Origin of the sequence: Rhodococcus opacus, assembly GCF_012396235.1 — a bacterium.
Classification (GTDB): Bacteria; Actinomycetota; Actinomycetes; order Mycobacteriales; family Mycobacteriaceae; genus Rhodococcus_F; species Rhodococcus_F opacus.
In genome coordinates, this window is the sequence record NZ_JAAXPA010000039.1 from 52,205 (window position 1) to 72,031 (window position 19,827).

At 63.6% G+C, this 19,827-nt stretch carries 17 protein-coding genes and 2 pseudogenes; 10 read left to right on the forward strand and 9 right to left on the reverse strand.

Annotated features, from left to right (window positions below; translation table 11 throughout):
* The first annotated feature begins 382 nt into the window (after nt 1-382).
* Nucleotides 383-1,174, forward strand: a complete 792-nt coding sequence (locus tag HGB39_RS34390; protein WP_240482929.1) for an N-acyl homoserine lactonase family protein — start codon at nt 383-385, stop codon at nt 1,172-1,174.
* A gap of 173 nt (nt 1,175-1,347) precedes the next feature.
* Complete coding sequence (locus HGB39_RS34395; protein ID WP_005566777.1) at nt 1,348-1,560, forward strand: hypothetical protein; 213 nt, start codon at nt 1,348-1,350, stop codon at nt 1,558-1,560.
* 103 nt (nt 1,561-1,663) lie between these two features.
* On the opposite strand, the gene HGB39_RS34400 is transcribed toward HGB39_RS34395, so the two are convergent.
* A complete protein-coding gene (locus HGB39_RS34400) occupies nt 1,664-2,824 on the reverse strand; it encodes an acyl-CoA dehydrogenase family protein (protein ID WP_043789892.1) in 1,161 nt (386 codons plus the stop codon).
* A gap of 311 nt (nt 2,825-3,135) precedes the next feature.
* Here HGB39_RS34400 and HGB39_RS34405 point away from each other — a divergent pair, with 311 nt between their 5' ends.
* The 4 genes from HGB39_RS34405 (at nt 3,136) to HGB39_RS34420 (ending at nt 10,168) form a co-directional block, all read left to right on the forward strand.
* Nucleotides 3,136-4,575, forward strand: coding sequence for an MFS transporter (locus HGB39_RS34405; RefSeq protein WP_081276462.1), 1,440 nt, complete (start codon nt 3,136-3,138; stop codon nt 4,573-4,575).
* Between the two features lie 276 nt (nt 4,576-4,851).
* The gene (locus HGB39_RS34410) at nt 4,852-8,409 is read left to right on the forward strand and encodes an indolepyruvate ferredoxin oxidoreductase family protein (protein ID WP_064080028.1); all 3,558 of its coding nucleotides are present in this window, start codon (nt 4,852-4,854) and stop codon (nt 8,407-8,409) included.
* Nucleotides 8,409-9,440: an isocitrate/isopropylmalate dehydrogenase family protein gene (locus HGB39_RS34415; RefSeq protein ID WP_005260631.1), complete on the forward strand. Its 1,032-nt coding sequence runs from the start codon at nt 8,409-8,411 to the stop codon at nt 9,438-9,440. The genes HGB39_RS34410 and HGB39_RS34415 overlap by 1 nt, the downstream gene beginning before the upstream one ends.
* Nucleotides 9,437-10,168 carry an SDR family NAD(P)-dependent oxidoreductase gene (locus HGB39_RS34420; protein WP_005566773.1) on the forward strand — a complete coding sequence of 244 codons (732 nt, stop codon included), beginning with the start codon at nt 9,437-9,439 and terminating at the stop codon, nt 10,166-10,168. Before HGB39_RS34415 ends, HGB39_RS34420 begins: the two co-directional genes overlap by 4 nt.
* Before the next feature lie 187 nt (nt 10,169-10,355).
* On the opposite strand, the gene HGB39_RS34425 is transcribed toward HGB39_RS34420, so the two are convergent.
* On the reverse strand, nt 10,356-11,423 hold the full coding sequence (locus tag HGB39_RS34425; protein ID WP_247607587.1) for an SMP-30/gluconolactonase/LRE family protein: 1,068 nt from the start codon (nt 11,421-11,423) through the stop codon (nt 10,356-10,358).
* 116 nt (nt 11,424-11,539) lie between these two features.
* Nucleotides 11,540-12,931: an MFS transporter gene (locus HGB39_RS34430; RefSeq protein WP_005566770.1), complete on the reverse strand. Its 1,392-nt coding sequence runs from the start codon at nt 12,929-12,931 to the stop codon at nt 11,540-11,542.
* A gap of 224 nt (nt 12,932-13,155) precedes the next feature.
* On the opposite strand from HGB39_RS34430, the gene HGB39_RS34435 reads away from it, so the two are divergent.
* Entirely contained in the window at nt 13,156-13,380 is a 225-nt protein-coding gene (locus HGB39_RS34435; RefSeq protein ID WP_147437010.1) for a hypothetical protein, read from the forward strand.
* 817 nt (nt 13,381-14,197) lie between these two features.
* Here the strand turns inward: HGB39_RS34435 and HGB39_RS34440 are convergent.
* Nucleotides 14,198-14,839, reverse strand: coding sequence for a TetR/AcrR family transcriptional regulator (locus tag HGB39_RS34440; protein WP_162276224.1), 642 nt, complete (start codon nt 14,837-14,839; stop codon nt 14,198-14,200).
* A 389-nt stretch (nt 14,840-15,228) separates the two neighbouring features.
* Here HGB39_RS34440 and HGB39_RS34445 point away from each other — a divergent pair, with 389 nt between their 5' ends.
* The 3 genes from HGB39_RS34445 (at nt 15,229) to HGB39_RS34455 (ending at nt 16,481) form a co-directional block, all read left to right on the forward strand.
* Entirely contained in the window at nt 15,229-15,471 is a 243-nt protein-coding gene (locus HGB39_RS34445; RefSeq protein WP_005260626.1) for a DUF3263 domain-containing protein, read from the forward strand.
* Between the two features lie 129 nt (nt 15,472-15,600).
* On the forward strand, nt 15,601-16,050 hold the full coding sequence (locus HGB39_RS34450; RefSeq protein ID WP_005260625.1) for an FAS1-like dehydratase domain-containing protein: 450 nt from the start codon (nt 15,601-15,603) through the stop codon (nt 16,048-16,050).
* Nucleotides 16,047-16,481 (forward strand): MaoC/PaaZ C-terminal domain-containing protein, encoded by a 435-nt coding sequence (locus HGB39_RS34455; RefSeq protein WP_043789882.1) that lies wholly within the window; start codon nt 16,047-16,049, stop codon nt 16,479-16,481. Before HGB39_RS34450 ends, HGB39_RS34455 begins: the two co-directional genes overlap by 4 nt.
* Before the next feature lie 419 nt (nt 16,482-16,900).
* Here the strand turns inward: HGB39_RS34455 and HGB39_RS34460 are convergent, their stop codons facing one another.
* The 5 genes and pseudogenes from HGB39_RS34460 to HGB39_RS34475 form a co-directional block, all read right to left on the reverse strand.
* The gene (locus HGB39_RS34460; RefSeq protein ID WP_248949662.1) at nt 16,901-17,860 is read right to left on the reverse strand and encodes a LysR family transcriptional regulator; all 960 of its coding nucleotides are present in this window, start codon (nt 17,858-17,860) and stop codon (nt 16,901-16,903) included.
* Nucleotides 17,861-17,908: 48 nt separating this feature from the next.
* Nucleotides 17,909-18,964: an amidohydrolase family protein gene (locus HGB39_RS34465; RefSeq protein ID WP_005566763.1), complete on the reverse strand. Its 1,056-nt coding sequence runs from the start codon at nt 18,962-18,964 to the stop codon at nt 17,909-17,911.
* Nucleotides 18,961-19,113, reverse strand: a complete 153-nt coding sequence (locus HGB39_RS40050) for a hypothetical protein (protein ID WP_005260621.1) — start codon at nt 19,111-19,113, stop codon at nt 18,961-18,963. Before HGB39_RS40050 ends, HGB39_RS34465 begins: the two co-directional genes overlap by 4 nt.
* A gap of 38 nt (nt 19,114-19,151) precedes the next feature.
* Nucleotides 19,152-19,376 (reverse strand): annotated as a pseudogene (locus tag HGB39_RS39725) (FAD-dependent monooxygenase); the annotation flags it as partial.
* A 27-nt stretch (nt 19,377-19,403) separates the two neighbouring features.
* A pseudogene (locus tag HGB39_RS34475) lies at nt 19,404-19,827 on the reverse strand (integrase); the annotation flags it as partial.

Consider the following 19,827-nt stretch of genomic DNA (forward strand, 5'->3'; position numbering starts at 1 on the left):
GCTCGACGATGACCTGCATCACTAAGAAGCTACATCAAAGTGCGACGCGCGGCAATAATCTGCATCGGTTTGGTGCAGGCCGTAGAACCCTTACGGCCCGCGATGTTTTCCGAATATCGGAAGGAACTCGATCGCCCCTTCCCGCGACCCCGGTTGTCGTGGACACTTTCGAGCAACCTCCGCAGAGGACGATCTTGCGGCCGCGTTTCTGCTTCCGACCGGACAACTGCGGTCGAATTCCCTTGCTGCGCGGAGGGCCTGCGGTCAGCCCTAGTCGCAAGCAGGTCTTGGAGCAGCGTCGCCACAGTCAGATTCTGGACGACTCCGGCCGCGGCTCCGCGCGCGAGCAACTTCTCGCCCTGCACATCAGAAGGAGAAATCGATGCCAAAGAATGCAAGGAACACGGCAAAGCGCCTCTGGGCGCTGGACGCACCGACGATGGACATGGACGCCGGCGAGCTCGTCGTGGGGGCCGAAGGGAAGGTGACCATCCCACTGCCGGCGTTTCTCATCGAACACGACCAGGGACTGATCATGTTCGATACCAGCTTCGCTCCCATCCTCAACGAGGATCCGTACGCGTACTTCGGTGACCTGGTCGACGTGTACAACGTCCAGTCTCACCCCGGGCAGCGGATCGACAGGCAGATCGCATCCCTCGGTTTCCGCCCCGAGGACATCACCCACGTCATCCTTTCCCATACGCACTCCGACCATTCCGGCGGGCTCTATCTGTTCCCGCAGGCCAAGTTCTATATCGGCCCCGGGGAGTACGACTTCGCGGCGGATCCTCCGGCCGACAGTGCCCAGTTCTACCGCTTCGCCGACGACCTCGAACCGGTCAAGAACTTCGACTGGACGACCCTCTACGCCCCGCAAACCGATCTTTTCGGCGACGGCGCGGTGACCATCATGCACACCCCGGGACACAGCCCTGGCGAGCTGTCGCTGATCGTCGAACTTCCCAGCCAGCGGCTGGTGCTCACCGGCGACACCGTTCATCTGCGGGAGGGACTGGACAAGTGTCAGCCGGATCCGTTCGACTGGGACCACGACCAGGCGCGCGCCAGCATCGAAAAACTCAGGAGACTCGAGGAGGGCGGCGCCCGGTTGTGGATCGCCCACGACATGGAGGACTGGAAACACTTCGGCGCTCTCGTCCCCCAGGAATAACCGTGATCCTCGTCGACTACAAATGCACCCCCTGCGGTGTCATGCGGGAATGTCTTGTCGCACAACCCGTCCCGGATACCAACGCCTGCCCGGACTGCGGCTCGAGTACGCGACGGATATATTCCAGTGCTGGTCTCGTCGGTACGTCGTCACCTGGCCGGTCCACGCATTGCGTGGACAATCCCTTCATTCCGGGTCTGTGTCACGTGGGGCCCTCGGCGCGAAGCGCGCTGATCGCGCGGGCCACCGGCGACGACAAGGCTTACGCCGCGGAGCGGCAGCGCCAGACCGCCGAGTACGAGAAGACCGGTCCGCCGAGCCTCGGGTCCGTGATTGCTCCCGGGCACGTCCATCACAGCACCCCACGTGCCGCGGGCGCAGACTGAAATGACGTGATGTCCCCGCTGTCGCGGCGGAGAGCGGGGACATCAACATCGACGATCCGGGGTAGTGCACCGGGTGGTGGGATGGAGGCCGCCCGGGCCCCGTTCACCGCCCTGCGGGCGCGATCAGTTCGCGGCCGATGATCTCTTTCATGATCTCGGTCGTGCCACCGTAGATGGTCTGAACTCGTGCGTCGACGAATGCCCGCGCGATGGGGTATTCGCGCATGTAACCGTACCCACCGTGCAGCTGGAGGCATCGAGAGATCACCCGTTGCTGAAGCTCGGTTGCCCACCATTTCGCCTTCGCGGCATCAACCGCAGACAGTCTGCCCTCGTTGAGGTCCAACACAGCGCGGTCGATGAAGGCGCGGGTGACGTCGAGTTCGGTCGACAGGTCGGCGAGAGTGAACTTGGTGCTCTGAAATTCGGCGATGGCGTGTCCGAAGGCGTGCCGATCCTTCACGTACTCGATCGTCCAGCCCAGAGCGGCTTCGGCGGCGGCGAGACCGTAGTAGGCGATCGACATCCGCTCCTTCGGCAGCCGCTCCATCAGGTGGCGGAATCCTGCCCCCTCCTCGCCGAGCAGATGGGTATTGGGGACGCGGACGTCATCGAAGAACAACTCGGAAACATCCTCGGCACGCTGGCCGAGCTTGTCCAACGCCCGGCCGTGGGTGAAGCCGTCCATGCCTTTGTCGACCAAGAACAGGCTGAAGCCGCGTGCTCCGGCATCGGGGTCGGTACGTGCGACGACGATGACGAGGTCGGCGCGGCGCCCGCCGGTGATGAAGGTCTTTCTGCCATTGAGGATCCATCCATCCCCGTCGCGCCGTGCGGACGAGCGGATACCCCGCAGGTCACTTCCGGCACCGGGCTCGGTCATGGCGATCGCGGCACCGAACTCGCCGCTGCACAATTTCGGAAGCAGACGCCGTTTCTGTTCCTCGGTGCCAAGATCGACGAGGTAGGGACCGATCAGGTCGTCGAATCCGCCGAGCGCGACGTTGACCGCCGCCGCACCGACCTGTGCGAGTTCGTCCATCACCACACACCGGAACCGGTAGTCCGCCGACCCGGCGCCGCCGTAATCCTCGGGGACCGACAGGCCGATGAGGCCGTGTTCGGCCGCCGAGGACCACAGGTCCTTGTCGATCGAGCCGTCGGATTCCCACCGGTCGATATGGGGGGTGATCTCCCGCGCCACGAACTTCTGAACGGTCTCGCGGAACATTTCGTGCTCGTCGGAAAAGAGGCGAGTGTGCATGAGCACTCCTAGGTCGAGTAGCCACCCCGTCGGCGGTGGGTGCGGTTGGGAAGCAAGTCAATAGCGGCCGACCGTGACCAGAGGACGTGCCGGCCGCGACACTGCTCCTTCTACCGGACCGAGCCCCCGAGGGCACGGCGGCTTTCAACTGTTGAAAGCCGCGTTGACACCCGTCGGGCCGAAGGAGACAGTCGTCACACCGTGCCGGGAAGGTATGCGCGCGGTCACCCATGGTGGCCGATGGCCCCTCGCTGCGAGGGATCTTGCGCCCTCGGCGCGCTCACGTCTCCGATCCACAGAAAGGGCCGTTCATGGCCTCCACCGCAGATTCCGCGACCTCTCGTGTCGCCGAGCCGAGTCTGGCCGCACGTATGAGCCGATTGCCCAGCGCCACACCGACTCAACGACGCTGGCTGGTCCTCCTGGGTGCGTTGATGCTCTTCGACCAGGCGGACCTGAATGCGTTTGCGTATGCAGCACCCGCCGTCCGCGCACAATGGGATCTGTCGGTCGGCGACATCGGCATCCTCACCTCGGCGTCGTTCTTCGGCATGTTCGTCGGTTCCACCGCCGGTGGTTGGCTCGCGGACCGATACGGCCGTAAGTGGACCATCATCGGCGCCACCTTCTGGTACTCGGCATTCTCACTGGCCTGCGCCTTCGCTGTCGGAATGGTGGATCTGACCATTTATCGAGTGCTGACCGGCGCCGGCCTCCAGGCGATGGTGGCCGTATTGCTCGCCTACGTCGCGGAAATGTTTCCGCGACATCTACGAGGCCGCATCCAAGCGCTCACCCTCGCTGTCGGACTCGCGGGCATCCCGCTCATGGCTTGGTTCTCGCGATTCGTCATTCCCACGGGTCCATCCGCCTGGCGATGGATCTTCGTTCTCGGAGCCGGTGGTGTCGTGATCGGCATCGTCTCCATCTGGAAGTTGCCCGAGTCGGTGCGCTGGCAGGAAGCCAATGGTCGCGGAGCCAGCGCGGCACCGATCGTAGAAAAACTCGAGCGAGAAGCGCTCAGCCTGTTCGGAGCACTGCCCGAACCCGAAGAAGAAGGTCCCATCGTCAAGGCTCGGACGAGTGAACTGTTCGGCCGTGCCTACATCAGACGCACCCTGGTCGCAGCTGTGATGCTCACGTTCCTGGCGGTGGGCTTCTACGGCTTCAATTCCTGGCTTCCCACCCTCCTGGTCGATCACGGGCTGAGCGCGTCGCAGAGTCTGACGTACACCTCGATCCTGTCGCTCGCGGCTGTTCCCGGCGCCCTCTTCGCCTGGTTGTTCATCGACCGGTGGGAGCGGCGTCGCATGCTGTGGATCATCGAATCGATTGTCGCGGTATTGATGTTGGTCTTCGGATTCACCAACAGTGCCGTAGTGCTCGTCGCGAGCGGGCTGCTGATCACCCTGCTGTTGCAGACCGGGACGGCGTTCGTCTTCACCTACCTGCCCGAGATCTTCCCGACGCGCCTGCGAGGAACCGGAACAGGATTCGTCAACGGCATCGGTCGGATCGCCGGATTCGGGAGCGGGTTCCTCATTGCCGGGGTGTACGCGGGGCTCGGCTATGCGGCCGTCTTCATCATGACGGCAGGAGCGATGGCACTGATGGGAATGACAGTGGGCGTCTTCGGTGAACGCACGACCAACCGAAGCCTCGAACAGATCGCGACCACAACGGATCCGACCGAGGATGTGCAGGCGAGGAAGGCCGCGGGGCGTACCGACGAAGCAGTCTCTCCCGCCTGACCCACCACACTGCAGCGAAATCTTGCCGACCGTACAAAATGTGTCTAACGTGTTGGGGGTCACTCCTCACCATCAGGTGCGGACGGGCTCTCAGTGTGGTGATCGCGTGACGCAACCGTCCGACAGCTCCGGCCGCTGTTCCGTCTGGGCGGACCCCTCACGCGATCACCACTCACAACAGGGCGAGAACAGTGCAGGGAACCTCCCGGCCGTGCCGGAGTATTCCGGCACCGAAACCCATTCTCGTCAGAAACGAATCAGGGGCGACCGAAACCGATGACCACCGACACCGAGTTGCAGACCCGCCAACTCTCACCTATCGAACTCCGATACAACGGATACGACGAGGCCGTACATCTGACCGGAATCCAGGCGATCGTGCGCGCTATCGCCGAGCGTCGGCGTACCGATATTCGTGCAGGCCTCCACACGGCCGGCTTCATCTCCGGATACCCGGGAAGCCCCCTCGGCGGGCTCGATGTCGAAATCGACCGTCAGCACGAACTCCTCGAGCCGTTGGCTGTTGTGCACCAGCACGGTGTCAACGAAGAGCTCGCCGCCACCGCGGTCTTCGGTTCTCAACTCGTCGAGGGTCGCCCCGAAGCTGAAGTCGACGGCGTCACGGGTTGGTGGTACGGCAAGGCTCCCGGTCTCGACCGGGCAGCGGACGCCCTGCGGCACGCCAACTACGCGGGAACCGGTGCACACAGCGGCGCAGTCGTCCTCGTCGGCGACGACCCGTCCTCGAAGTCCTCGACTCTGCCGTGTGCGTCCGAACACACCCTTCAGGATCTCGCTCTCCCGGTGCTTTTTCCCGGTTCGGTGGCCGATGTGCTCGAACTGGCCCACCACGCTGTCGAGCTGTCCCGAATGACCGGTGTGTGGGTGGCCTTGAAGATCGTCACCGATGTCGCGGACGGTTCGGAGACGGTGTTCGTGCCGAAGTTCGGTCCCCCCACCGCCCCGACCGGCTCGGAGACGATCACCTACACCCCGCGCGCGGACGGACACCTGCTGCCGCCCTACACCATCGATGCGGAGAAGACCCTCCACACCACACGGCTCGCCGCGGTCCGCGCCTATCTCCGTGTCAACGGCATCAACCGCGTCACCGTCCGCGGCGACAACGACTGGCTCGGCGTGGTCGCCGCGGGAAAGACCTATCACAATCTCCTTCAGGGACTCCGTGACTCGGGCCTACACGAAGACGAACTGCGTGAAGCCGGAATCCGTCTCCTCGAGCTCCGCGCGCCGTGGCCGCTCCACCCGGAGCAGATCCGCGAGTTCGCCGACGGCCTGGACCGCGTCCTCGTCGTCGAGGAAAAGAGAGCGTTCGTCGAACCCGAGATCAGCCGCGCGCTGTACCCCATGGCGAACCGGCCCCAGTTGCTCGGCAAGAACGATCTCGACGGTCTCCCGCTGGTCCCGGAGTACGGAGTGCTCGACGCCGCTCAACTGGCGCGTTACGTACTCGACCAAGCCCACGAACGCGGCGTCCTTGCGCGCGTTCAGGCGCACCGCCCGGGACTGCTCGGCAAAAACCTCAACCTCGCCGTGGTGCCGAGCCGCACGCCGTACTTCTGCTCCGGATGCCCCCACAACCGATCCACGCAGGTCCCCGAAGGGCAACTGGTCGGAGCCGGCATCGGATGCCATCTCATGGTCGCCGGAATGGACGAACGATTCGGCGAAATCACCGGCAACACCGTGATGGGCGGCGAAGGTGCCCAGTGGGTAGGTATGTCACCGTTCCTGCGTCCGGTGCCTTTCACCCAGAACGTCGGTGACGGAACCTTCTTCCACTCCGGGCAACTGGCCCTGCGGCAAGCGGTCGCCTCCGGCGCCACCGTGACGTACAAACTGCTCTTCAACGACGCCATCGCCATGACCGGCGGCGGTGCGCCAGCAGGGACCATGGCCGTTCCCGAACTCACCCGGCTCCTCGAACTCGAAGGGGTCAAGCGCACGATCGTCACCACCGAAGACCTCAGCCGCTACAAACGCGTCAAGCTGGCCAAGAATGCTTCGGTGTGGCACCGCGACAAACTCGAACGGGCACAACAAGAACTGGGCGAGATCGCCGGTGTCACGGTCCTGATCCACGACCAAGAGTGCACCGCCCAAAAGCGGCGCCGGCTCCGCCGCACCCGCTCCGCCAAACCCGAACCGGTGATCGTGATCAACGAGCGGGTCTGCGAGGGCTGTGGCGACTGCAGCGTCCAATCCAACTGCCTCTCCCTGCGCCCGGTCGATACACCCTTCGGGCAGAAGACTCAGATCCATCAATCGTCCTGCAACAAGGACCTCTCCTGCATCCGCGGGAACTGCCCGTCCTTCGTGACCGTCACACCCAAGCAGCACCCTGCCCGCCCGGCGGCCACCCGGGCGTCGACACCGCCCCCGACCACCGAGCCGTCGCGGCGGAGCATCGGACCCAAGGACACCTACGCCATCCGGATGACCGGCATCGGCGGCACGGGAGTTGTCACGGTCAACCAGGTGCTGGCTACGGCCGCGCTCCTGGACGGACTCAAAACCTCCGCCCTCGATCAGACCGGGACCGCACAGAAAGGCGGCCCGGTCATCTCCGACGTGATCATCGGCCACCAGGTGCCCGACGGCAACAAGGTCTCCCACAGCCGGTGTGACGCACTGCTCGCATTCGACGCCGTAGTCGCCCTCGCCCCCGCCACACTGGCCACCCTCGATGCCGATCACACCCGGGCAGTCATCAACACCGACGTCACCCCCACCGGGCAGATGGCGTCGTCGCCACACGCCGCCTTGGACGGGATTGCGGACTTCGAACAACAGGTCCGGCGCCTCCTACCGGCGGAGCGCGCCCATTACGTGGCCGCCTCGCAGATCAGCGAGTACCTCCTCCGCAATCATGTACTCACCAACGTGGTCCTGCTCGGTGCCGCCTACCAGCGTGGGTTGATTCCGATCTCCTCGGCGGCGATCAGAAATGCCTTCGAGCTCAACGGTTCCGCAGTGGCCGCGAACCTCACCGCATTCGAGTGGGGTCGTGCCACCGTCGAGCACCCCCAGATGATCGCCGAGGCCGTCGCGGACCGTCGCAAGAAACAACAGGTCATCGACCGGCGCGCCGACAGGATCCGACGGAAGGTGACCGTGAGCGAACAGCTACCGCCGATCGTCGCCGATCTCGCGACCGACCTCGTCGAGTTTCACAGCGCCCGCGTCGCCGCATCCTTCGTCGGCTTCCTCGAACGAGTGCAGCAGGCCGAGTCGGCCCGCTTGCCCGGCAACCAGACCTTCACCACCACCGTCGCCCGCTACCTGCACAAGCTCACTGCATACAAGGACGAATACGAGGTCGCACGCCTGCACCTGACCGGCCTTGCCGCTGTCGTCGAGACCGCCGGCGGCACTCCCGCACGAGTGGCATGGAACCTGCATCCGCCGATCCTCAAGAGCGTCGGTGTCGACCACAAGATCCAATTCGGTGCGTGGTTCACACCGGGATTCCGCACCCTGTATGCGTTGCGCCGGCTTCGAGGCACCGCGCTCGACCCATTCGGCCGCGACAGGGTCCGAAAGACCGAACGCTCCCTGATCGACGAGTACCGCGCGATCGTCACCGAACTCGTGGACGTCCTCGACGAGAACACATTGGACACCTGCATTCGGGTGGCCTCGCTACCGGACATGGTGCGTGGATACGACGACGTCAAACTGGCCAACGTCGAGCGCTATCACGCCGAACTGGACCGCGAACTCGCCGCGCTGAGGAGCACCCGCAGCAATAACAACGAGGACGTGGAGCCGCTGCTGCTCACCGCGGCACGCGAGGAAGACGGAGGACACTGATGAGCAGGATCGCAGTATTCGAGGGAGACGACGCATCCCCTGAGGTCGTCCGGTCGGCGGTGCAGATCGTCGACAAGGCAGGAGCCGACATCGAATGGATCCACGCCACCGCCGACGACCCGGCCCTGATGCGCGATGCCATCGACAATTCAGACGCAACCCTGTTCGGCTCGGCCAGCGCACGATCGGTCCCGGCGATCGAATACCTGCGGTGGGGTAAGAAGACGTACGCCAACGTCCGACCGATCACTACGATGCCCAATGCGGCAACACCATTGGCGGACTCGAGCGGCATCGACTTCGCGATCGTCCGTGAGAACCTCGAAGACCTCTACGTCGGAATCGAGGGAAGCCTCGCCGATCTGTCCGGTGCCGGCCTGACCGATCGAATCGGCCGGCCGATCGGCGACCACGGTGCCGGCACCTTCGCCGTCAAACTCGTCACCACCTCGGGCATCGAGCAAGTTGCACGCAGCGCCTTCGAACTGGCCCGGACCCGTGCCCACCAGCGCAGCCGGACCGGACGCGTCACGATCGGAACCAAGCACAACGTGCTGCCGGTCACCGATGGCCACTTCAGGGAGGTCGCACTCGATGTCGCAACCGAGTACCCGGACGTCGAGGTCGTCAGCTACCTCGCCGACGACCTCGCTCGCCGGTTGATCATTTCGCCACGAGAACTCGACGTGGTGCTGCTACCGAACCTCTACGGGGACATCCTGTCCGACGAGGCAGCAGCGTTGGTCGGGGGACTGGGTGTGGCACCGAGTGGTTGTTACGGAACGGATTACGCTTACTTCGAAGCATCCCACGGCACTGCGCCGGACATCGCTGGTAAGAACATCATCAACCCCACCGCCCAGATACTCGCCGCGGCAATGATGCTCGACTACCTCGGGCAAGACGATCCCGCCCGACGTGTCCGTTCGGCCGTCCATTCGGTGTACGCCGAGGGATCATGCCTGACCGTGGATGTCGGTGGCCACGCAAGCACCACGGACTTCACGGACGCGGTCGTGGCGGCGTTGTGAGTTCCGCTGCAGCCCCGGTCGCACTGATCACCGGTGCGACCGGGGGGATCGGCTCGGCGGTGGCTCGCCGGCTGCACCGCGAGGGAATGCGTGTCGTGGTCAGTTCGAGCAGCTCGGTCACCCAGGGCCAGCGGCTGGCCGACGAACTCGTTCCTGCCGCATACATTCGCGCCGACCTGACCGACCCGGTGCAGGCACGCCACTTGGTCGACGAGACGATCAAGCACTTCGGGCAACTGGACCTGCTCGTCAACAATGCGGCAGCATTCGCTCAGATACCTCACGAGGATCTCGAGGCTGTCACCCCGGAGATGTGGCGCAGATTGTTCGACGTCAATGTCATCGGCGCCTGGTGCGCGATCCAGGCTGCGCAGCCGGCGTTGGCAGCGGCGAACGGACACATCGTCAACATCACTTCCATTGCCGCGCTGCGTCCCATGGGTGCGTCGATACCCTATGCGGTCAGCAAAGCAGCGCTCGGTCACATGACCGCACTCGTCGCGAAGGCACTCGGCCCCCAGGTGCGGGCGAACGCGGTCGCACCGGGGCTCGTCATCACCGAGCGAACCGCCGAGTGGGCCGCTGCCCGGAACGAGGTGGAAGAGCGAGCGCCTCTGCGTCGGGCAGGTATGCCCGACGATATCGCCGATGCGGTCGTGGCACTGCAGAACGCCCCGTACGTCACTGGCGAGACGATCGCTGTCGATGGTGGACTTCACCTGTTGTAACCGGTCTCCATGAGCCATCTGCCGCTGCTCGCCGAACCCGCAGACGCTTTCCGCGGGTCGGCGAGCGTCGTGCCGGGCACGAGACGACGCCGGCCCTTCCCACTACTACTCCGAACGGAATTTAATCTGTCGGTGCTCGACCTGTTCCGCGCCGGAGCAGGTCGAGCACCATCAGTATTGGCCCGGGCTAGGTTCCGCTTACGCGGGCGATCTTGTCGCCAGCGATCGATCCAACCCAGATCTCGTCAGCTACGGGTAGAGCGGTTGTCGCGAGACTGAATGGTGAGTCAGGTTCGTCGTGCAGCACAGTGCTGGCCATGGTGTCAGGATTGATTTCGACGACCGTGTACCCGGTGGGGCAGTCGGTCCCTTCACCACCGTTGCACGTCATGATGTCGTCGGCTGAGATGTCCTGCCCGGTCACCAGGACAGTACCGTTCGTCGTCCAACGGAGGTTGTCGGGCAGGAACGGCACAGTGGCCTCGGAGCGCTCACCGCTGCCGTCCAGGGGTAGCCGGACCACCTTCTTTTGTGTCCACGCTGCCGCGATGATTGACCGACCGTCCGGTGTAACGGCGATGCCGTTGGCCCCGCCGAGACCGGAATTGGGGACCGGAGCCCATCCGCTGTCGCGGTGCCAGGTCACGACCTGCCCGGTGTCTTTGCCGGTGAACATCCGCTCGAACGGGTTTCCCGGTTCGGTCGGGTCATACATGCTGGTCAGCGCGAGTCCGCCCTCAGGCAACGCGGCGATCCCGTTCGCGTATACGTTGTGGGGCAGCGGAATGCAGCCTGTCCAGATTAGTCCGACAATGTCTGTCGTGGCGTCGATCCGGAAGACTTCGACCGACTCACGCTTGTGATTGATGGCGTAGAGGACAGGGGGTTGACCTTCGTCGGCTCGCACGTTGATCCCGTGCGGCTCGGTAGCATCCGGGGGACCCGGGCAACCGGGATAGGTGGATGGATCCCACTCGATCTGCTGATTTGTGGTCGGCCACACCTCGGCGGGGAGACCGACGTCAGTGTTCACCGAGTACAGATGTCCCGCCGTGCCGAGCTTCGCTGATGCCATTCCGCTGACGAGCACCCAGGGCGTACCTGGCACGGACACCAAATCCTCGGGCCGTACGGCACCGGAAATATAGCTCTCCCGTGTCGATGCCGCCGTCGCGGTCTGCGATGCACCGCCTGACGGTCCGGGTTCGCTGGAGCCTGCGTCCGACTGCGAACTGCAACCCGCCAGGAGCAGCATCACGCAGGTTGAGGCGGTCGTGATGGATCGTTTGTGCATGAGGAGTGGATGGCCTTTCTTTCTGTGGCACTGAGGAACTGGGTATAGAGAGTGGGGGCTGCTCTCGCGTCGTACGGTCAATGGCCGTGGACAGTCGAACCTGTCAAGCTGACGTTCGTGGATAGGGTCAGACCTGCCAGTACCGCCACCAGGGCGACAGCGGCCGCAACGAGGAACCCGATACCGTAATTCTCCGCGGACGGCAGAGGAGCGGCGGGTGTGGTCCCCAGGCCGATGATGGCGGCATAGACGGCGGTTCCCACGGCTGACGATGCGAGTGCGACACTGACATAAATCGATGCGGTCCCTGCCCCAGATTCTGAGGGGGCCTGGGCGGCGATGACCGAAACGGCCACCGTTACCAATGTGGAAAAGGCGATGCCGTACAGGAAGATTCCGACCAGGGTTCCCGCAACAGAGCCGTGCCAGAAGTACAGCAGACCACAGGAAAGGCTGTACGACAGGCCGCCGACCAGAAGTACTGACCTCGGTGAGGTTCGTCCGAGAATCCGAGGTACGAAACGGCCGGCGATGATACCGCTCACCGTCATCGGCACGAACAGCAGCCCAGCCAAGAGAGGCGTGAATCCGAAACCGTAGCCGAGTTGCGATGGCGTCTGGGCCCACCCCATCACGAAGTTCAAGATCATGATTCCGACGATGCCGAGGGCAATGAAGACAAGATACGCGGGTAGAACGCGGGAGCTGAAGATCAGTGCGGTGTCGACGAGTGGACGAGGGCTGCGTGACTCCCAGAACAGGCCGGCTGCCAGGCCAACGACTCCGAGTAGCGTGAAAGCGAGGGTGGGGGAGGACCACACACCCCAGGTTGTGCTTTGGCTGATACCTACGCAGATGCTGGTCAGCGACGCGCCGATGATGAGCAGGCCGACGGCGTTGAGGTTTCGTGGTTTCCCGACATTGCGGACCGCCGCGTCTGAGTCCGACCCCCAGCGGTACATCGCTGCCAGTCCGACCAAGGTCAGCAGGCCTCCGAGCCAGAAGGTCGTACGCCATGAGGCGCCCAGGGCGATCATTGCACCGCCCAGGCCGAATCCGATGGTGATTCCGACAGCCTGTCCGCCGGCAATAATGCCGACGGCGCGGTTGCGGTCAAATGGTGAGAGCCGGTCGTTCATGATTGCGATGAACAGTGCTTGTGTCGCGACGACTCCAGTCAGAGCCCGGCCGATCAAGAGAACCGGAAAGGAAGTCGCAACCGCTGACACCGCATAGCCTGCCACGATCACGGCGGTACAGACGAGGATGATGCGGCGGTGCCCGAAGAGGTCACCGGTCTTCGCGAGCAATGCAGTCGACACGGCACCCATCAGCAGGGTTGCCAGAAGTGCCCATGACACCTGTGCTGGCGTCAGACTGAGGTCGACGCTCATCGATCCGTAGAGTGGAATAGCCATCATGGCGCCGACTTCACCGAGCAACTGGAGTGTGGAGAACGTCAGGGCCATCTACAAACCCGCACGCTTCCAGTCGATGAATGTGTGCGGTAGCGCGGTAGGAGGTGCAGCGGTAGGCGCTGAATCTGGCAAGGGGTTCATTGCAGCATCCTTGAGGGAATTGGGTCTGCACAGCAGAGTTGATGAACAGCACGTGTGCGCAAATGGTGAACGAAAGATATGCAGACGCGAGTCACGTGGTCGCGTCTGCGGAGGGCTCCCGGTCGACTTCTCAGGTGAGCGTCGCGGAGATGTCGGATCGATTCCGGGGAGCATCCGATGGGCGGTCGGAATGCTGCGTCGGGCTTGAAGCCCGCTCGGTTTCATCCAGATTCTCGTTCACCACCACGACAGACTGTGGTTCGGGTCGCGAACTGATCGAACAGTATCCGGTGCCGGTGCGCCACACAATAGCGGTCAACGCTTTTTCCGGCTTCTGGAACCTGGGCGCGAACTTCTAGTTGTGGTCAGTGCGCGTCACGGAGCAGGTTCTACACGTCGCGTTCTCGCCCGAACCGGTCTTTCCGGCTGGTGAGGGCCACACCCGATGCAGGCCGCGGACCCATCGTTTGTGTGCCGACGTCGCGATGCCCCTCGCACCCGGCGCTTCTTGAACGCGGACAACGACTTCCGAATATCAGAAGTTGGGTGTCGGCAGCAATATTCGGTCAGTCAGAGTAGGCCCGAATGTCTCGCCCAGGGCGCGGCTGCCGTGACACTGCTTCCCACCCAGACCAACTCTCGGCACGAATTCTGCGCTATGTTGCAGTGCGAGTCATGCAGGGATCTGGCGCTCATAACACGGCAGGGTTTCCAGCTCGGCGTCTGTGGAGACGCAGACGTCGTCTTCGTGGAGCGGGCCGCCGCAAATGCCGGCACCCCAGTTCACGGACGCGCCGGTGGGCGATTTCCCGTCACCGCGACCGCGCTACGGGGTTGGCTCTGCTTGCCTACGCCACGCCAGTCGAGAGATTCGGCTCTTGCCAGGTCTTTCGTGAAACCGTCAGAACCGACAGCGGTTTGAGAAGAAAATTGGCCGAGATTTGGCGCAGACAAGTCGCTATCAGCGATCGCCACGTCACTATGGACACGTTGTCCGCCGCGCACATCTTCCAGCCCACAAACACCGCAACCGCCGCCATTTCGCTGGTCGTAACTCGCGAGGGCGAAGCAGATCGGTTTGCTCGTGCCGCTCCTGTGGTCCGCAGCGCACACCATCAGCGGAGCGTCAGGATCAACCAGCCTGATCCTCCTTCGAGGGCGACACCGACTATGCCCTCACCGAGTGCTGGGATTGCCGGCGCTTCCGAGAACCGACGACCATTGGTCGGTGAGCGACTCTAGGAGCAGTTTGGAATCGAGTGGCAAGCCACGGACAGAGGATAGGAACATTCCCCGTTCCATGGTGATCATTTGCATGAGGACGTTCTGCCGGGCGCGGCGGCGTGACGTGCCGGAGGGGAACTCCGACAGATAGCCGGTCATCGCATCGGCTGAACGTTCAAGGCAAAGAAACCACCGCTCCTGCACCTTTCGCTCGACAGCTGCAGCACGATCGAGGGCTTCGAAACGACCACTGTCCGCTCCCCATCGCGCAGTTTCCCGCACGACCCACTTGTGGATCTTCGACCGTGGAGCGTGGCGCAACTCATCTAGATCGCGGTAGGCCGCAACCACCGTCGGCTCGAGCCGGTCAAGAAGCTCCAGAACCAACTCGGCCTTGCCCTTGAAATGCAGGTAAAAGGTCGCCCTGCTGGCTCCGGCCAACTTCGCGATGTAATCCGCCGTCGCCAAGTCGTAACCCTGCTCGCGGAAAGCGGTCAGGGCCGCCTCGGTCAGACGCTCCCGAGTGAGATCCTTCTGGACCTCACGCAACGAGGACCGCACTGGATCCTTCCCGGTCGGGGTAGTGGCTGACATGTCATACCACTCTACGCATCTCGCTACCCTAACCGCGACCTCCCCGGTACCTGTTCGCACGAAGCGCATGACGAGCATGCGTCTATTCACTAGACAGCAGTCTAGTGACTGTGACATTGTGGTTGTAGTCACAACACGCGGCGATGGGCGCGTCGCGCACGCTGAGGAGGCGAAATGAGGACGGGTTGACGTCGATTTGGTTGGAGCGCAGCCTGCAGCGGTGCCGGATTAGTACCGCTGCGTTGGGCGCGACGCAGGAGATGTCGGCAGAGTCTGCGACCCGTGCGATCGGGAAACAAGAGCATGAACCACAAATCCGGCGCTGATTTCGCCACCGCTGTGGGCGGACGTCGTGGAACCCGGAGAAGGGATAGTTGGTGGACCACAACATGGAACTACTTGAATTCGCCCGCCGGTGGAAGCATTGGGGCGGTGGTCCTGAAGGTGACATTTTTGTCACTTTCGGGCTCTCGGCGCAGGAGTACTTCCGCCGAGTTCATGGCCTCCTGGACACAATCGCTGCCCGATATCTGACACCGACCGAGACGCAGGATCTGAAAACCATCTGCTTGGCTCGACTTGGACGACATAGCGGGCCGCGCTACGTCGACAGTGGCACTTTGAATCGATGATTCCGACTGCACAGCGGTCGACTGAATGTCTCTTCCGTGAAATCAACGATCTCGAAATCAGCGGTGGCAGTTATGATTGCGTCAACTTGCTGGTCGTGTGCGCAAGGCACACCCGGTAGGCTTCGGCAGGTGTCAGCACTGAATCCGAATTTGTCCGGCCGGGTCTTCCCGGCCACCACGTACCTCGTCGGTCGAGAGAAGATCCGTGAATTCGCACGGGGAATCCGCGCGACGCATCCGCTTCACCATGACGTCGCAGCCGCACAGGCTGCGGGTTACGCCGATGTTGTGGCGCCCACGACGTTTACCACTGTGTTGCAGCAAACGGCGGTGACCCAGTTGGTCGAAACGCCCGACACGGGAGTCGACCCGATTCGAGTCGTGCATGGCTCGGAGAAGATCGAACAAAGGCGTCCGATAGTTGGCGGTGTGGATCTGGTGACGACCCTGACCATCGCCGACGTCATTGAACGGGGCGGCAACGCCATCCTGGCGACTCATTGCGAGATTCGTGACAGCTCGGACGAACTCGTGGCTACCGTAAAGTCGACGCTGCTGGTGCGAGGATGCGCCGCATGACGATCCCGGCTCCGACATTCGATTCGCTCGAACTGGGTGCGGTCATCGCCAAGGCAGACCTGGCGATCACCCGAGGTGACCTGGTCCGGTACGCCGGTGCATCTGGTGACATGAACCCGATCCACTTCAATGACGCCGCGGCGGAGGCCGCTGGGCTTCCCGGAGTGCTCGCGCACGGAATGTTCACCGCGGGATTGGCGCTGCAGCCTGTTGTCGACTGGGTCGGCGATCCCACCTGGATTGTCTCCTATGAGACGCGGTTCACTCGACCCGTCCTCGTCGACGGCTCGACGGGGGCGACGCTCACCATATCCGCGAAGGTCGCTCGACTCGACCCGGAAACAAGCACCGCGCGCATTGACCTCACCGTCTCATGTGGGGCGCAGAACGTGCTCGGCAAGTCACAAGCGCACGTCCGTTTCACAGCCTGAGCTGGCGGCATTGACAGCCCACGTCTCAGTGGCCTACTCGATCCGCGAGCGAGCTCATAGTTGTCTGCGTGGCGTGGCGCACTTCGCCGCGGGAGAGCGGCATTAGTGAGCCTATCGATGTTGTGCCTCGAGGTCTGTGGAGACTCTCGGTGGCCCGGCTGTTCGGCAGGTTGTAATGAACGGGAGTAGGTCTGTGCCTACACGGAGGCGCAGGTCGCCGCCTACTGGGAGGTCGCCCTGTCGCAGAACGGGCCGTTTCGGGTGCAGGCGATGACGGCGACGCTGACGTTGACAGTGGGGGCGGGTGCCCGGTCGGGAGGTTCGCTGCCCGAACGCTGAAGTGCCTGTAATGGGTGTGGAGCGAAGGGGCCGGCCCATTGCTGTCGATGTTGGCGGAAGCAGAGCCATCTCCTCGATGGTCACCTGGTGTTGCGTGGCGGGCCAATCCGGACCGGATGCGTCGGTACTGTGTCTTCGGCACGGATCTTGCGACAGACTTGTTGGATGGACTCGCGTAGCCAGATGCTGGCGAGGTCGGTGGTTTGCAGGGGATGCCAGTACATGGCCTCCACTACTGGCATTTCCAATTCTGGAACGAACTCGACGACGGTGACGGAGAGTCCCGTTGCCAGCCGCCCGGCGAGGAGGCGCGGTACCAACGCGACTAGGTCGGTGCCTTCGACGAGGAAGGGCAGTATTTGCCATCCGGATACTCGGGCGGCGATGACAGGCGTGACCCCGGCGTCGGCCAGGAATTGCATCGGTGGGGTTGTGACGCCGGGGCCGAACTCGCCGGCGGCGTGCGGCGCGGACGCGATGTCCTCGAGCGTCAGCTGATCTCGGTCGAGCAGTGGATTCGCGCTGTCCATGACGGCGACGAATTCGTCCCGGAACAGTTGGCGGTAGCTGCCGCCGAAGTCGTAGCCCATCGGCCCGATGATCACGTCCACGTGGCCGAATGCTTCCAACCCGGCGTCGAGTCCGACGATCGGCACAATCTCGACCGAGACCTGGGGCGCCTGCCGCGTGATCAGGGCACGCAGCGGTCGGACCACCACGGTGGTCGCGTAGTCGGATGCAGCGAGGACGAAGGTACGGTCGGTGTCCGTGGGGTCGAACTCCGACCGCATCTGCATGGCGTCGTGCACTTTCGCCATCGCTTCCTGTACCGCCGGGGCGAGATTCTGCGCGAACGCGGTCAAGGTGTATTCCCTGCCGGCGCGCACCAACAGTTCGTCGTCGAAATGCCGGCGGAGTCGTGCCAACGCGGCGCTCATCGCCGACTGGCTCAGATGTGCCCGTTCGGCGGCCCGGGACACATTCCGCAGTTCGAGTAGCGCGTGCAGATGGGGAAGTAGGTTCAGGTCGACTTCCTTCACCGACACTCCTCCATCCTCAACATCACGTGCCGCCCCGTTGTCCGAACCCTACGCGAACCCCTTCTTCGTGAACCCTATGGACAGTGAGGGGAGCACAGTGGCTGCGTTGTCGACGAGTATGGCCTGGACGACATCATCGGCAAGGCCTGCGTGACGGACTGCCGCGACGGGGTCGTCCGTTCCCATGTCGAATGGGTAGTCCGAACCGAGAAGGACACGGTCCGCCCCGGCCACCCGGATCAACTCGGTTAGCTGGGCACCGTCGTGGGTGAGGGAGTCGAACCAGAGTCGCCGAAGATAGGTCGACGGTGGATGTGTGCATCCGCGGGCCTCGGGACGCACTCGCCAGGCGTGGTCGGAACGGCCGATCGTCGTCGGGAGGTAACCGCCGCCGTGTGCGGCGACGACGACGAGGTCGGGGTAGCGATCGAGGACGCCGCTGAAGATCAGGTGGGACAACGCGACCGCGTTCTCGGCGGGTTGGGAGACCGTGTTGGCCAAATAGAACCGGTCGAGGCGCTCGTCGAGCGAACAACCGAACGGGTGCAGGAACACCACCGCTCGTGCCTTCTCGGCAGCAGCCCAGAACGGGTCGAGTGCCGGGTCGGACAGCTCGACCGTGCCGGCCTGGCCGCCGGACGGGGAGGCGCCGAAGGACCCGATCTCGACGCCGCGCAGTCCGCGCCGGAGGGCGTCGTCGAGGGCGGGGACCATCTGGTCCGGGTGCTGGAGCGGCGCCACACCGAGTCCGACGAGTCGGTCGGGGGCCCGGCTCACCAGCTTCTCGATCGCGGCGTTCACTTGCAGCGCGACGTCCAGGGCTGCGTCCGGCCCGAGGAAGGGGTAGTAGTGCGAGGGTGACGGAGAAACCATCTGCACGTCTACCTGGGTGGCGTCCATCACGGCCAAACGGGTAGGCAGGTCGGTCAGCAGCGACCAGCGATCCTGGATCATGCGGCCCGATTCGATGGAGGACTCGCGACCGTTTCGCCGGGCATCGAGGTCTTTCGCTGCCGCGAGCCCGTCGGGGTCGATCTCGGCGACGTAGGTCTCGATGCCGGGCAGCAGGGCATGCGCGTGGACGTCGACGACCGGGCCGTTCATGCCGGAACCTTCACCATGTGGGCGACGCGTTGGATGACTTCGGCGACATCGCCGCGGTGGCCGTCGATCATCCATTGCACCAATTGGGTGGAGGAGTCGACCACTGTCTTCGCTCGGTCGAATCGGCGGTGGCGGAAGCGGGTGAACACTGGTCGAGCGGTGTGTGGTCGTCTGCGAGGAGTTCCTCTACGAGGACCGCGGCGTCCTCGAGTGCCATGGCCGCTCCTTGGGCGATCGTCGGTGGGCAGTTGTGGATTGCGTCGCCAATCAGTACTACCTGGTCGCGATGCCAGGGTCCCTCGACGAGATGGGTGGTGAACCAGGTGTAGTTGGTGGGGGTGTTCTTGTCGACCGAGTCGGCGATCTGTTCCCATGGCCCGCCGTAGCCGGCCGCGAGTTTCTTGAAGATCAGGGGCCCGTCCGTCCCTGTTGCCTCATGTCAAGATGCCCGCGAAGTCTGATTCGTTGACTCATCGAGAAGTGCCCGCGTGAGAGGGGCTCTCCTCGTGGGTGTGTTCTTGGCGGTGGCGAGGGCGATGAGCTCGGTGGTCAATGCCTGGATCTGACGCTGGACGGCGGCGGGGTTGATGGTGGAGTACGTGTCGGCGAGGATGGCTTTGTCCTCTCCGGTGACGGCCTCGTGCTGGTCTGCACGCCGATGCGGAGTGGTGGCGATGTCGTACTTCTTGGTCACCTTCGCGCCGTCACGTTCTTTCGACACCAATTTCTGCTGTGAGTAGAAGTAGTTCGTTAGCTGCGACTGCAGAACCCAGATCTGATTGAGCAGCAACAACTCTGCAGAGGTGTCATAGCGGAGATAGCCGACGATGGTGCGTACTACGGCCCAGTTCTTCTGCTCGACG